This window comes from Pseudolactococcus reticulitermitis (genome assembly GCF_002260845.1).
Taxonomy (GTDB): Bacteria; Bacillota; Bacilli; order Lactobacillales; family Streptococcaceae; genus Pseudolactococcus; species Pseudolactococcus reticulitermitis.
The window spans coordinates 634,324-649,504 of the sequence record NZ_BEDT01000001.1; the positions used below are offsets into that span (position 1 = coordinate 634,324).

Sequence of the window (15,181 nt, forward strand, 5' to 3'; positions counted from 1 at the left end):
CTTTTGTCACTCAATTTCAAACATTAATTTTTTGAGCTCATCTAACTGAGCATCCGCCCAAGAAGTACGTGGCTTTTGTGTTGTCATTGTCGTGGTATGCCGTGTTAAATCTTGTTTCCTGAGATTAACCCGTTCTTCCAATTCACGTGCCGGAATCCGCATCGCACCTTGTGAAAAAATCACCCATTGTTCCGCCAAATCACTGGTTGCGACATAGACGGTTGTGAGGGCGTTAGTACATTTACCAGCCAACTTTTCGATATAACTGTCTGCTGTTTCATCTTCTTTGGTAAAAATCACAAGCACATTATGCACTTGAAACTTACTCGTCACACCTGGGACAAACTGGGCATCAAAAACGCAGATGATTTCCAATCCCTCAAAGCCGGCATAATCTGACAATTTTTTAAGCAACAAATCTCGCGCTTGTTCCAAATCATTGTTTTGAAAAAGCTGATGGGTCTCTTGCCAAGCGCCAATCATGTTATAGCCGTCAACAATTAACAGTTGTTTTTTCATAGCTGTCCGCCTTTAATTAATTTGATTGACCGAAATTCCTGGCCCACTCATACATGAGAATTCCCGCAGCAACACCCGCATTTAAACTCTGAACATGCCCCTTCATCGGAATCGTAATCATCTCATCGACTTGCTTTTTAATGTTTGACGTAATCCCCGCGCCCTCCGCGCCGATAATCAAGGCGATTTTACCTTGCGTCTGCCATTTGGCATGCGGCGTCCCATTCATATCCGTACCAAAGACCCAAAAACCTGCAGTCTTCAGCTTGTCCAAGGTTTGCGACAAATTGGTCACCCGTGCGATTGGCACATGGTTAATGGCGCCAGTGGATGTTTTAACGACAACCGGCGTCACGCCGACCGAGCGATGCTTAGGGATAATAACGCCCGAAACACCAGTCGCGTCAGCCGTTCTAAGAATACTCCCTAAATTATGGGGATCTGTCAGCCCATCAATCACGATGAGCAAGGGATTTTCAGCATCTTCTGTCAGGGCTAGTAAATCCGACAATTCCTTATAAGCATAAGCGCTTGTTTTGAGGACAAAGCCTTGATGAACCCCGCCATCTGCCATCTCTTTCAATTTTTCTTTGCTGACAAAAGAAATGCCGACTTTTTTCTCACTCGCCAGCGCCTTGATTTTATCGACATTCTTACCACGTAAATCATCTTGAATATAGAGTTTATTACCTAAGTTTTCGGTCAATGAATCAACGACAGCATGGACGCCATAAATCGTATCGTTGATGTGTTCTGTCTCATTAAAGTTTTCCTGATTTTTTTTCATAATGCTATTATAGCAAAAAGTAAGAGGTTTTAGGAAATGCTAAACTAGCAACGTTTCCCGACTTTTGACTTTAAAACTTTCAAGTTATCTGATTTCCGTCACAAACTATTATCAAAAAGCACTAACCCAAGTTTGATAATGACCGCATCACCAAGTCAATATCTTGATTTTCTAATTCCTGAATAATATGCAAATAAGTTTTTTGCGTCGTCGTCATACTTGCATGTCCCAATCGTCTTGCAACACTAGCGATTGATACGCCCGCAAATAAAAGCAAAGATGCATGAGTATGCCTCAGACCATGTATGGTAATTATTGGAATCCCCGCTGATTTACAATGTCGCTCTAAATGACTGTTTACGGTAGAATTAAAGATTTTACCTTTTACAAAAATTGGTGCATCTTCTGAGATATTTTTGACTAATTCCGAAAATTGGATAATCAGTTGCCAATCCATCTGAATTTTTCTAATGGAAGAACGATTTTTTGTTGGTAAAAAACCGCCTTTTCCTTTGTAGTTCCATGTTTTATTGATTGATAATGTCTGTCTTGAAAAATCAAAATCTTTCGATGTTAGTGCAAGAGCCTCAGAAAATCGAATCCCTGTCTTAGCAATGAGTAAAATCAGCCAATCCCAACTTATCTCTGCACCTAAATTTAAGTCTGTGATAAGTGCATGTAACTCAAATTGATTCAAAAATTTCTGTTTTTTTAATCGTGGTGTCTTCCCTTTAATAATCGCTTTACGTGTCGGATCGCGGTTGATCATTCCTTCGTCTAAGGCATCTAAAATTGCACCTTTAAGTTGATGATGAAAATCCATCACAGTTTGGCGTTCGTGATAAATAGCATAATCGTTCAATAATTTTTGATATACTAATCTATCCATTTCCTCAACTTTTACAGTTGGAATTATTTTCTTTAGCCACTCCTCAGTCATTTTATACTTTCTCATTGTAACTTCACGAATAGCACCTTCTTTATAGATTTGAACCCACCGACCATAATACACGTGAAAAAGCTCCGTTTTGTCATTAAAATTGTACATACTTGACTCCTTTTTATTTATAAAATATATTTCCTAAATATTGCATTCAGGCATATTTATTTTACAAAAAACCTTACGCTGATGAAGGGTGATGAGGTTATCCAGTTGCGAGAAGAACGCACCGATTTTCTTCTGTTCATCAGATGATGGAGCTAAATATTTGTAATCTCGTATCTTACTAAGTCCCAAAAACTTCTGTGTATTACCTGCATATTCATTCCTAATATATTCGGCAAATATTGGTGACTTTAACAATTGGATTAAAAATGAACTTGGCACTTCGCCATTCTTAATTAGTGCAACATTTTTTATTGCAAAGTCATCTCTATCAAGGACTACTGGATTTCCAATAGTTCCAATCATCCCGAAAATTATATCGCCAACATCAACTTTTGAACGCTTGTTTATTGCTTCAAAATCTTCATCTGAAATCAAAGAAACACCGGTCATATCAAGTCCAGAGTTTGATAAGTTTTTGGATGTTACTAATGGATGACCTACACTATGATACTTAGGAGAATCATGTGTTCCGTCACGTACATCGTTGGTTTCCGAAAGTTTACGCTGTTCCCAAGGATAAGGTATTAAAAATAAATCTGATAGAAACTCACCCTTGGGAACAGCGTAAGGTCAAAGACTTATTCAAAGTTACCCGTGGTTATGTGCTTGCTGCACCCGAAACAAGTGAAAATAGAACGCCTGAACACCCTTATCCAGTCTATTCCTCTCAAACAAAAAACGACGGGCTGATGGGATATTACAAGGAATATCTTTACGCTGATGCAATTACATGGACAACTGATGGTGCGAATGCCGGAACTGTGCGATTGAGACCGGGAAAATTCTATTGTACCAACGTATGTGGGGTTTTGCTGTCCGATGATGGCTACGCCAACAAAGCCGTTACCGAGGCGTTGAACAACATTGCCTGGAAGCATGTCTCTCATGTTGGTAACCCAAAATTGATGAACAACGTCATAAGTGAAATTGCCATTTCAGCGCCACGTAGCCTTGAAGAACAGCAGCGTATTTCTGAACTGCTCGCATCAATAGACAACCTTATCACCCTTCATCAGCGTAAGCAAAAAGAGCCCGAAATCGGACTCTTTCACTCAATTTTTAAATATATCAAGAAATTGTTGTAATTCGGCTTGTGTTTCATCATCAGTACCACTCAAATCAGCCATCATCTCAAATAATTTTTGAGTAGAGGTGTCAATTTCAGTTTGAACTTCTTTAAGCTCTTTCGCCACTTCAGCTAACGAGATAGGTTCTTCTTCCTCGAAAGTATCAACATATCTTGGAATATTTAAGTTATACTCATTTTCCTTTATTTCGTCCAAAGTAGCAACATAAGCAGATTTATCAACATTTTCACGGTTTTTATATTTCTCAACAATATGATTAATTTGCTCATCCGAAAGAATATTTTGATTTTTTCCTTTTTCGAATTCTTTTGATGCGTCAATAAATAAAATATCTTTCGTTTGTCTCGCTTCTCGCCCTTTAAAGACCAATACACATGTTGGTATACTTGTACCATAGAATAAATTAGCAGGTAAGCCAATCACAGCGTCAAGCAAATTATTATCAATGATGTTTTGACGGATTTTGCCTTCTGAACCACCACGGAATAACACACCATGTGGCAGTACAATGGCCATTGTACCCGATTTTTCTAAGTGATACAGGCCATGCAAAATGAATGCATAATCTGCTTTTGAAGCTGGTGCAACACCATAACCCTTGAAGCGATTATCTTTTGTACGATCCATTTCCTTAATATCCCAATTTTGTGAATAGGGCGGATTGGCAACGACGGCATCAAACTTTAAGGGAATTTGAATGCCATCTTTTTCCGCAAAAGGCCAATCTGCATTTAGGGTATTAGCACGTCGCAAATCCATGTTCCGATAATTGACATCATGCATCATCAAGTTCATTCGCGCCATATTGTAGGTCGTTGTATTCAACTCTTGACCGTAAAACCAAACACTCCCTGTTTTATTACCATCCGGCAATTCTTTTTGAACCGTAAGCAATAAAGAACCTGAACCCATTGTCGGGTCATATACACGAAATTGCTCATCACGTTGCGTAACTGATGCTGTAACAATTTTAGATAAAATCTTACTTACTGCATGAGGCGTATAAAATTCTCCACCTTTTTTTCCTGCACTAGCCGCAAATTTCTCAATCAATTCTTGGTAAACATCACCTAAAATATCCCGTCCTGATTCATCTTTAAATTCAAAGTTATTAATCATCAACACAATATCATTTAAAGCTTTGGCACGTTCATTCGTTCCATTTCCAAGTCTTGTATCTCCAAGATTGACATCTGAAAAAACATAGGCGAAATCTTCTGCTGTCGTTGGATTACGTTTACTATTGATACTAAATGAATCAAACATATCTTGAAAATCACTTGCTTTAATCTTATGATTTTCAATTTTTGAAACTAATTTTATCCAAGTGTATTCCGGATCAATCGCATAACCAATACCCTTAGCAATTTCTTCGAGATAATCTTCTTTATCCTCGTTGTCATCTGTCAAATCAAGGAAATCTTCTAAATCATTCTTAATCAAATAATCATTTTGATTTTCTGATAAATAGCGATAGAACATAAAAGGCAAAATATAGTTTTTATACTCATTAGCATCCATCGTGCCACGCAGACGGTTCGCCATTTCCCAAAGTTTACCGCTTATATCATTAACAATACTCATTATGTATCTCCTATTTTATTTATTAATTAACTAAATTTATATTTTCATTAGATAAACATCTTTTGCAACAATGATTTTTTCATGTCTTGCAAAGCCTTTAACTTACGCTGATGAAGGGTGATGGTGTGGTCTAGCTCAATAAAAAATCCACCAATCTCTTGTTGTTCGTCGTTATTAGGTGGAATCAGTAATCCTGTATCAAAGAAATCAACAGCAGTAATATTCAATAATCCATGATTTCTTGCCCCTTCAGCAGCTCGTATAGCAACTTCCTTATGCCATCCATCTGTTTCATAATACGAAACAAGAAAATCGCTATTTACTTTGAAGGGGCGAAAAGCAATATAAAGAGTTGATAGAACGCCTTCATCATACATATCAAGCCGCTTTATAGCTCCCCATGGAAAATCTTTAGAGTAACTTTTATTGTATGCAAATTCCCCTTTTTGGAGTAGATAATATCCAGACACATCCTTACTAGCAATCTGTTTATTAAAAAAAGTTATCTGGTCTACCAGTCCATATTGTGCAGATATTGTTAATGGTAATGTTGACTCCAAATTTTTGTTTTTTCTCGTAACTCGATTCACAATATCTTTCAACTTACGCTGTTCCCATGCGTATGGATTTTCAGAATTTTGTCCTCCGCCATTTTCTTCAAACAATTTTTTAAACTCAGTAAATCGAATTTCAGGATTTTGTTCTCCATTTTTTGGAAATAATTTTTGAAGATACGATTTTTTCATTTTTTCAAGCGTTTTTAACTTACGCTGATGAAGGGTAATGGTGGTATCGAGTAATCTTAAATAGCCTCCAATTTTCTTCTGTTCATCTAAATTTTCAGGATAAGAAACGATAGTTTTCTTTAGATTGATCTTACTAATTGACGATACTTTTGTACCTTGCATTAATTTCAAAAGTTGGCTGTGATAAATATTGGAATTGATATAATAACCAATAAAAAAATCCGCCATCTTTTCCATTGGTCGTGCAACAATTGTATGGAGCCCTGAAACAAGATTTTTATCACTTAACCCATTAACTTCAACTGCTTTACCAACAGTGTCGTCTTCAGCAGCATCTGCAAAAATTACATCACCATTCTTTAATAAATTCGGTTTATACTTATCCAATAGTCCATCAGTTATGAATGGAATTTTATCTGTTTCAACATCAAGAATTGAGCCATAATTTACAAGAATATCACCATAGTGAACATTTTTAATTTCTCCTTTATCATAGTTAAGTTGCGAGCGAGATAAAGAGTTGGTAGAAACCGAAAAATCAAAAACTTCCCCCAGTTTACGCTGTTCCCACGCGTATGGATTTTCAGAATTTTGTTCACCACCATTTTCTTCAAAAGCTTTTTCAAACTCACTAAATCTTATTTTAGGATAATTTTTATTCATTTATTTTCCATTTCTATCACTGTACAAAAAGGGCTCTACAACTGTAGAACCCTTTCCTCATTTGACCCGACTTGGCGCACGCACTTCATCGAGCGGACATTTACGTCCCTTTCATTACCTAATATCTTATCATTTTTTGACACATTTTGTCAAATGAAAGATTTATAGATAGTGTACCAATGCTGAGAAAATATGATAGAGATCTACAAGATTTTGATTTTCTTGATATCTATCTGAATATCGCAAGCAGCGTTGAAGTAACTCATTGCCACGTTCTCTACGATATCCCAAAAGTTCTGCCGAGGCGTACTCTTTTTCCAATGCAAATAGCGAAATTAAATCATTTACCTTTTTAGAAGTTACAAATTTCCGTTCAACCCCAATACTTCTGGCATAATCTTGAACTGCTGCAGATGGATATTTTTTTAGCTGATTTTTTCTGCCAAAGAAATTAATCATTAAGACGTTGTTATGCGCACAAGCATTTCGGATATATTTTGCGCTGATGCAAAGATTATTCATTTTCTTTAAACGTCGATTATCATATTTTTGATAGTAAAATTGCACAAAATCAACGAGTGAGCCAAAATCCATCAACTCAATCAACGTCCATACTGGAATATGCGCATGTCGTTTATCAAACATATCATTTTGATATCGACTTCGCTCAAACTGACCATAAAATTTATTGTAAGAAAACGGATAAGACGCTGAAAACTCTTGGACAAGCGTATAACCATCTTCTTTTTCATTTTCTGTTATCAGTCGCATTAGCTGAGTTTTTATCGAATGCTCAATATCTAAAGAAATTTCCATCAAAAAATATCTGATTTGCATATCTATCGAGGCCAAATCTACTAGATTGGCAAAGTCTAATTGAAAATATCTGCCATCTTTTTTGTAAAAGTTTTTCCGAAAAGCTGAGATTTTATAGTAATAATTCTTGTTCTGCAAAACATAGATTGCCTGAGATTTCGCCATCTCTTCAAACGTCACACCTCGCACATCAAGACTGGCAATTAATTCCGAAAAAGATAATTTACCTTTGCCATCCGTCATCTCTACTCTCCTTTTTTCATCTCATCTGCCATTTCATAAAAAGCTTTACGGAACTCTATGCGATATTTCACCCAAGACAAAGCTGCAACTTCATCAGAGGCAAGCTCTTTATAATCTGATTTGGCTACATTCATCATATCTGTCATTTCATTTTGCTTATCCAAGTCTTCTTGTCCAAATTTATGTTTTTGAATCAACGTTTCAAGATGACGTGGTGTTGCCGTATTGTCAAGCCCCCATTTTTGGATAAATGCTCTTAAAATTTTGATATTGCTATCCTTTTGAGATTTTTCCATCGCTTGATTCATTTCTTCCACATTGGTAGGCGCCGGATATTTTTCAAATTCAAATTCTTTGGCAAAAATTTTCTCAATAAAATCAGATATTTTTGCTTTCTCATGCTCATTTTCAGATTTTGCAATCTCAAAATGAATTTCTTCTCGAGTTTCTTCGGCGTCTACCATCTTATCTTCATGGACTGCATCAGCCATTTTAGCAATCAAATCAACCAAATAATCATAGTCAATCTTAATATCATGAATATGAATCATCTCAAGATTAACTTGTGAAATATCAATATTTTCACTTTTGGCACGACGTTCCTTCAACTCACCAGCAATTACTGTGGTAAGAATGACTTCTTCATCTTCAGTAATCCCAATTCGTTTATAGAAATCCTCAGCATTATCGTAAGCAGAAACCGGATTGTCATCATCATCAACGGCATACTGTTTAAGCTGTGAAAGCAAACGGTTATAGTCCCTTAAAAGCTCAAATGCATCATCCTGCGCTTTTTCACTGTCAGGCACTTTAATAAACTCATCCGTCAAAATTGATAACTTTTCAACAACCTCTTTCACTTCTGCTTGTACTTGACTAAAAGGTTTAGAGATAATGCCTGAATCTTCATTGAGTTCTTTCAACTCATCTAGCGAAAGTTGCTCATCAGCGGAGGCACGGTTAGAATAAATTCCAAACGCCTCATTCATTTCACGTTCATTTTGTTTAGGCCAACGATAATTCACCACATTACCTCTTGGTTTTTCAATCATATTGTGCATGCGATTCGTCCGAGAATAGGCTTGAATTAAACTTCCACCTTTCAAAGTACGGTCAATATAAAGCGTGTTAAGTTCAGGCGCATCAAATCCTGTCAAAAGCTGTTCAACCACAATAACTAAATCTAAATAGTTGCCATCATCAGCAGTTTTATTCAGTCTACTTGTTAAATCCTCTGTGTATGCCTTAACCGTCTTCATATCATATGGCGCATTCGTTTTCCCAAAGAACATTTGATTATAATGTTGAATCGCCCGATGTAAATTTTCATTCGTTTTAAGTTGATTTGCACCATTTGAAGTATCATCTGAAAAACTTACCGCAACTTTTAGCCGGTCCTGTTCAGGGAGTGTTTCGTTTTTCTTTACAAACGCATCAAAATATGCCATCGCTCGTGGTGTACTGGGTTTATTGCCTCCCACATGAACTGTAAACAAGGCGTTATATTTTCGATTATTTGAGCGCTGTTTCCAATTTTCAAAAATATCTTCAACGACAAGCGCCACGTGTTCTTCGCTGGTATCGTAAACACTTCCCTTGATGCTATCATCAATTTCTTCATCTGATGGGTTTTCTGGGGCTTTAATTGTATTTTTAAACTGCACATTAAATCCAAGAACATTTCTATCTGCGATAGCCTCTTTAATCGTATAGGCGTGAAGGATATCCCCAAAAATCTCTCTCGTTTCTGGAAATTTGGGCGTTCCTGTATAACCGACCCAAGCAGAATTAGGAATCGCATCTCGAATGTTTTTCAGCATTGGAACTTTCTCTTTTCCTCCTTTACGGCTCACTGTTTCACTGGTCGAGCGATGCGCCTCATCAACGATAAATAAGATGTTTTGATTGAGCGATTTAAAATCTTCTCGAACAACATAACGAGACATTTTTTGAATGCTTGTTACAATAATATTGTTATCACTTTTTTTCGTCAGTTTTCTATGAAGATCAGAAATATTAGCCGTATCGCTAATCACTCCTGTTTTCCCCTCAAAACCAGCGACTGGATCATATGCTCGATAAGCGTCAGAAGTTTGATTGGTTAAAGCCACGCGGTCAACTAGAAAAACAACTTTATCTACATTAGGTAGCCGGCTTGAAAGCCAAGCAGTCTTAAAACTTGTAATCGTTTTTCCTGAACCCGTCGTATGCCAAATATAGCCTAGTTTCCCATCATCATATTTAAAATCAAACTTTTGAACTTCATCTATGACACGTCTTGTCGCATAAACTTGATAAGGACGCATCACTTTGATACTCTCTTTATTTTTGGTGCCATCAAGAATCATATAGCGTGTTGCCAAATCGTGCGCCATAGGAATTGATAACACTTCATCTGAAAAATTTTTCCATGAACGAACTGGCTTTGCGTCCTTTTCATATTGCCAATTAAATGCAAAAGCACGATTAAAGCCAGTCAAAGGTGTATTCGCCATATATCGAATATCATGTGGCGTCATGGCAACCAAAATTTGAACTGTTGAAAAAATATCCGAATATTGTTTCTCAGCGATATACTGTTCCATTTGGTTAAGGGATTCTGCCGTCGTATGAAGCGCCTTTTTTAACTCAATCTGAACAATCGGAAGACCATTAATCAACAAGGTAATATCAAACCGACGATCCTTTTTACCATCAATAATTTTTGGACGCCGAATTTGATTAGCAATTTGATAAACTGTATCGCCACCCCCAACTTGAGCTTGATCGAAAACAGTCAAAAAAACGTGCTTGCCATTATCTAAATCAACTTCAATTTCAGAAACACCATTGACACCATAAAGAAATTGCCCAGCTTTATAAGGCGTTTGAATACTTGAAATAACTTTTTTAACTTGATTAAATTCAGTAATCGACAGAGGATTATCTAAGCGCGCTTGATTATTTTGCTCTAAAATTCTTTTAAAATTTTCCCAAAGTCGATCTGTCGTTGTAATTTCTGGTCGATATTCCCATTGTTTCACACCTCCGATATTCGCGAGATGATCAATGACTTCCTTTTCAAATGCAAGTTCTGATTTCGTCTTATTTTCACTCATAGCTAAATATCCTTCATATTTTTTTCAAGCATTTCATTTGTAAGTTGGTTGATTAAATTGGATTTTCTTTTCAACGCCATTTGTAACTTTAAAGATTCAATATAAATCCCGCCAATTTGTTTCTGTTTTTCAAGGTTAGGTAATGGTATAACCATGTCATTCAAGGCTTTAATCGGGATTCGTTGAATCGTCAACCCCATTTTTTCTCTCTCTTTTTGCTTTTGAACATCTCGAAAAATATTAAATAGATAGAGAAAATAGTTTTTATCAAGCTTATCACTTATAAATCGAACTTCTGTAAAATTAAGAGAGAGGATTTTCCCTGCATTTAAACTGCCAACTTTAGTCGCGAGTTGAACTGAGTTACTGATGAGAACAGTCCCCTCTACAAGAGAGTTAGCGTTTTGCTTGATATCAGTCATTTCAGTATCTCTGTCATTTACTAAATAGTCACTATCTAAGTTAAAAGCATTTTGATCATAATAATTAATTTCTTGATTTTCATTTTGTTCTTTCGCTCTTGTCGGATTTATCCCGGGAACCAGAAGGACTAAATCACTTAGTTTAATTTTTTTCATCTCTCTCCTTCTTTTATATTTTTATGAAATACATCTATATTTCATATTATATTCTTTCTTTTTCAACAAGTCAAACATTTTTTGAAATATTTTTTTATTTCAAAAAAACGAGATATTCCATCTCGGTTTTTCAATATACATATTTAATATCACATAAAATTCTGCGGTTCATTGTCAATGACGATGCGTAAATTTTTATTGTCAGACACTTGGGTCAAGTCTAGGACTTGGTTGAGTGCCTGTGCTAAATTATCTTCAAAACGGTATTTGATGAGCAGTTGATAGTGATATAAATTATGCGTCCGGGCGATGGGTTTGGGAATGGGTCCCAAAATACGTGCCTGATCTGACAAATTTGCTTTGAGGAGCGACATGATTTCATAGGATTTTTTAACGACTTCATCTTCATCCTGATGAGACATGACGAGCTGCACCGTATAAAAATAAGGCGGATAATTCAACTTTCGTCTAAAGGCCATCTCTAGTTGATAAAAGCCTTCATAATCATGCGCTTGCGCTAAACGAATGGCGTAGTGGTCAGGGTTAAAGGTCTGAATCAAGACTTCGCCTTTTTTATCGGCACGACCAGCACGACCTGCCACCTGTGTCAGGAGTTGAAAAGTGCGTTCTGATGCGCGGAAATCTGGTAAATTCAGCGCCGTATCCGCGTTGATGACGCCAACCAAGGTAACATTTGGAAAATCAAGGCCTTTGGCAATCATCTGCGTGCCCAAAAGAATATCCGCCTCACCAGCCCCAAAACTTGACAAAATGCGCTCATGGGCGCCCTTTTTCTTGGTCGTATCGACATCCATCCGTAAAATTCGCGCATCAGGTATCAACTCTGATAATTCTTCCTCAACCTTTTGCGTGCCGCTACCGTAGTACCTGATTTTTTTGCTTTGACAGTTAGGGCAAGTATGGGGAATCCCTGTCGTGTACCCACAATAATGACAATTCAGCGTTTTCGTGTCCATGTGCAAGGTCAACGAAATGTCGCAGTTGGGACATTCTGGCACGAAACCACAATCCCGACACATGATAAATGAGGAATAACCACGGCGATTGAGCATGAGGACAACTTGCTCTCGTTTAGCTATTTTTTCAGAAATTTTATCCAGCAAACTTTCCGAAAATGAGGCTGATTTATCATTCAAGTGCTTGCGCATATCGAGAATGGTGACCTCAGGAATTTCAGCCTGAGCACTCGCACGCTGGGTCAAACGCAGAATCTGATAAACGTTTTGCTGCGCGCGTGCGCGGGTCTCTAAACTTGGTGTTGCAGAGCCTAGAACCAGCGCAGCCCCATGATATTTTGCCCGCCATATGGCAACATCTCGCGCATGATAGCGCGGATTGCTGTCCTGTTTATAACTGGTTTCGTGCTCTTCATCGATAATAATCGCACCGATATTGTCCAAAGGCGCAAAAATTGCTGACCTCGCCCCGACGACGACTTTAGCTTTCCCAGATTTAATTTTGCGCCATTCATCATACTTTTCACCATCGGACAAACCCGAGTGCATGATGGCCACATGCTCGCCGAAACGGGCGATAAACCGATTGGTCATGAGTGGTGTCAGAGAAATTTCAGGCACCAGCATAATCGCTGTTTTGCCCTGCTCGATAGCATGGGCGATGACTTGCAAGTAGACTTCTGTTTTGCCAGAACCAGTCACCCCTTCGAGAAGAAACGGTTTCTCCTGACTGTCAATAATCGCCTGATAAGCGGTTTCTTGCTCAGCATTTAAAACCTTGTGCTCGTCTGAGACAATGGTGTCAAAATAGGCTTGAGCACGAGAAACCTCGATTTCTGACAAGCTCAAAACACCTTCTGACACGAAAAACTTGACGACATCGCGAGAAAAAAGCTTAACCAACGTCGTGTAATCCCATGCGTTTTCCCCTGCATGGTGCTGTTCTTGTAGAAAGCTTTGTAGCGCCAAGCGCTTTTTAGCACGTGCAGTCATCGACAACTCATCTAACTTGATGTCATCAGCCAACGTTAGCCGTTTCTTAGTCTTGATCGTTGCTTTAGACTGGGCAACATACTGGACTGAAATTTTTCCCTCACGATGGAATTTCATCATCAAGGCTTGTTCTTTTTCGTCCAAAGAAGAGAAATGCAAGGCTTGCGTCTCACCAAAATACTGCTGAGCGATGACTGCATCCTCTGTCGTTAAAATTTTATCGTAAGACGAATTCAGCAAATTAGGCAACATGGCTTTGAGGAGCGAAATTTTATAGGAAAACACCGTTTCTCGCATAGCATCTGCTAACATCAGTTGCTCTGCATTTAACACGGGGTCAAAATCTAAAACTTCCGCAATTGATTTCAAGTTTTGCCCTGCCGTCGCTTGTGACTTAGCATCTCCAAAACCGACAACAAAACCTTGCATCAAGCGGTTGCCCCGTCCAAAAGGCACATGAACACGCATCCCAATTTGAATCAAATCAGCAAGTTCTTCTGGTATGAGGTAAGAAAATGGTTTGTCCGTCTGCATCGTCGGCACATCGACAATGACTTGCGCAATTTTTTGAGACATCGCAACTCCTTTATGGCACAAATACAGGTGAAGTAAAATAAAAAACTGCCAAAGCAGTTTTTATACTCATTTAAGTAAAAATGTTCACTTTATTTGCTTAATTGAGTATCTGTTACTCAGCAGCGTCTGCTTCAACTGCAACAGGCACTTCTGGTGTTTCGACTGCCGCTGCAACTGGCGCTTCAGGCACGCCTTTATCTTTGCGTTGTTTCGCTTCTTCTTCAGCTTGTTCTTTGGCGATTTGTTCTTTGATTTTACGTTCTTCGTCAATTTTACGCAAACGTTCTAATTCGCGTTTTTCTTTCAAAGCTGTGCGTTTAGCTTCTGGTGCTGGATGAATGCTGACGTTCCCATCTGCTAATTCTTCCAAGGCTTGCAAAGTCGGTTTTACAGATGAAAATGATTGCGTCGCTTTTTCGCCATCACGTAATTCATGGGCACGTTTGGCTTCCAAAACAACGAGTGAGTATTTTGAATCGACTTTGTCTAATAAAACATCGATTGACGGTTTTAACATCATATTTTGATAACCTCTTTATCATTTAATTCTAGTTTTTCAGCTGTCTTGATAAGAACAGACAACTGAGTGACATTAGGTACAATAATAGCTTACTTAATCTTTTGCGTTGCGGCATCTAGCATCGATTGATAACGACCAATCACACGATCCACACGGAAATGCTCTGCCTCTACGATTTTTTTCACGCGCGCAACAGCGAGCGGAACTTCATCGTTGACAACAGCATAATCATATTCACTCATGAGCTTGATTTCTTCACGCGCTTTTGCCATGCGCTCATTGATCACTTCAAGACTATCTGTGCCACGCCCGCTGAGACGGTCGCGTAATTCATCTAAATCAGGCGGGGTCAAGAAAATAAAGACACCATCTGGCACTTTTTCCTTGACTTGTAAGGCACCTTGGACTTCAATTTCAAGGAAGACATCCTTGCCTTCATCCAAAGTTTGATTGACATATTCTAGGGGCGTGCCGTAGTAGTTGCCGACATACTCCGCATACTCAAGCATTTGACCCGCCTTGATTCTTTCCTCAAACGCCTCACGCGTGCTGAAAAAATAATCCTTGCCATCGATTTCGCCTGGTCGTTGCTGGCGTGTCGTCATGGACACAGAATATTCAAATTGATGTTGGCTCGACTCAAAAATCGCCGCCCGTACTGTTCCTTTCCCGACCCCAGAAGGCCCAGAAAAAACGATTAGTAGTCCACGTTCTGGCATGTTTGCACTCTTTCTTTCAGAGGACATCGGCAAAAGTTTATTTTCTTTTCCCTACGCCCATTCAGTTATTTTTACATTTTACCATAATTTCTTTACTTTGAAAAGGTGCTTGCAACATCGAAACTGAGTAAAATGTGTTTTTTTGACTGCTAGTTGCTTGATTATT

General features: G+C 38.2%; 13 protein-coding genes. 1 reads left to right on the forward strand and 12 read right to left on the reverse strand.

Annotation, left to right across the window (positions count from 1 at the left end):
* Positions 1–6: 6 nt before the first annotated feature.
* From RsY01_RS03040 to RsY01_RS03055, 4 genes are all read right to left on the reverse strand, one after another.
* The gene (locus RsY01_RS03040) at positions 7–519 is read right to left on the reverse strand and encodes an NYN domain-containing protein (RefSeq protein ID WP_094784081.1); all 513 of its coding nucleotides are present in this window, start codon (positions 517–519) and stop codon (positions 7–9) included.
* Positions 520–535: 16 nt separating this feature from the next.
* Positions 536–1,306, reverse strand: coding sequence for a 23S rRNA (guanosine(2251)-2'-O)-methyltransferase RlmB (gene rlmB, locus RsY01_RS03045; RefSeq protein ID WP_094784082.1), 771 nt, complete (start codon positions 1,304–1,306; stop codon positions 536–538).
* A 121-nt stretch (positions 1,307–1,427) separates the two neighbouring features.
* Positions 1,428–2,354, reverse strand: a complete 927-nt coding sequence (locus RsY01_RS03050) for a site-specific integrase (RefSeq protein ID WP_094784083.1) — start codon at positions 2,352–2,354, stop codon at positions 1,428–1,430.
* A 33-nt stretch (positions 2,355–2,387) separates the two neighbouring features.
* Entirely contained in the window at positions 2,388–2,939 is a 552-nt protein-coding gene (locus RsY01_RS03055) for a restriction endonuclease subunit S (protein WP_094784084.1), read from the reverse strand.
* Here RsY01_RS03055 and RsY01_RS03060 point away from each other — a divergent pair.
* Positions 2,879–3,499 carry a restriction endonuclease subunit S gene (locus RsY01_RS03060; RefSeq protein ID WP_238594936.1) on the forward strand — a complete coding sequence of 207 codons (621 nt, stop codon included), beginning with the start codon at positions 2,879–2,881 and terminating at the stop codon, positions 3,497–3,499. The genes RsY01_RS03055 and RsY01_RS03060 overlap by 61 nt on opposite strands.
* Here the strand turns inward: RsY01_RS03060 and RsY01_RS03065 are convergent.
* From RsY01_RS03065 to gmk, 8 genes are all read right to left on the reverse strand, one after another.
* A complete protein-coding gene (locus RsY01_RS03065) occupies positions 3,467–5,086 on the reverse strand; it encodes a type I restriction-modification system subunit M (RefSeq protein ID WP_094784085.1) in 1,620 nt (539 codons plus the stop codon). The two genes, RsY01_RS03060 and RsY01_RS03065, sit on opposite strands and share 33 nt — an antisense overlap.
* A gap of 47 nt (positions 5,087–5,133) precedes the next feature.
* Positions 5,134–6,495, reverse strand: a complete 1,362-nt coding sequence (locus RsY01_RS03070) for a restriction endonuclease subunit S (RefSeq protein WP_094784086.1) — start codon at positions 6,493–6,495, stop codon at positions 5,134–5,136.
* A gap of 162 nt (positions 6,496–6,657) precedes the next feature.
* Positions 6,658–7,554 (reverse strand): Abi family protein, encoded by an 897-nt coding sequence (locus RsY01_RS03075; RefSeq protein ID WP_094784087.1) that lies wholly within the window; start codon positions 7,552–7,554, stop codon positions 6,658–6,660.
* 2 nt (positions 7,555–7,556) lie between these two features.
* A complete protein-coding gene (locus tag RsY01_RS03080; protein WP_094784088.1) occupies positions 7,557–10,652 on the reverse strand; it encodes a type I restriction endonuclease subunit R in 3,096 nt (1,031 codons plus the stop codon).
* A 2-nt stretch (positions 10,653–10,654) separates the two neighbouring features.
* Positions 10,655–11,230: a restriction endonuclease subunit S gene (locus tag RsY01_RS03085; protein ID WP_094784089.1), complete on the reverse strand. Its 576-nt coding sequence runs from the start codon at positions 11,228–11,230 to the stop codon at positions 10,655–10,657.
* 149 nt (positions 11,231–11,379) lie between these two features.
* Positions 11,380–13,776: a primosomal protein N' gene (locus tag RsY01_RS03090; protein WP_094784090.1), complete on the reverse strand. Its 2,397-nt coding sequence runs from the start codon at positions 13,774–13,776 to the stop codon at positions 11,380–11,382.
* 112 nt (positions 13,777–13,888) lie between these two features.
* A complete protein-coding gene (rpoZ, locus tag RsY01_RS03095) occupies positions 13,889–14,296 on the reverse strand; it encodes a DNA-directed RNA polymerase subunit omega (RefSeq protein WP_094784091.1) in 408 nt (135 codons plus the stop codon).
* Between the two features lie 89 nt (positions 14,297–14,385).
* Positions 14,386–15,015, reverse strand: a complete 630-nt coding sequence (gene gmk, locus RsY01_RS03100; RefSeq protein ID WP_094784092.1) for a guanylate kinase — start codon at positions 15,013–15,015, stop codon at positions 14,386–14,388.
* Positions 15,016–15,181 lie beyond the last annotated feature (166 nt).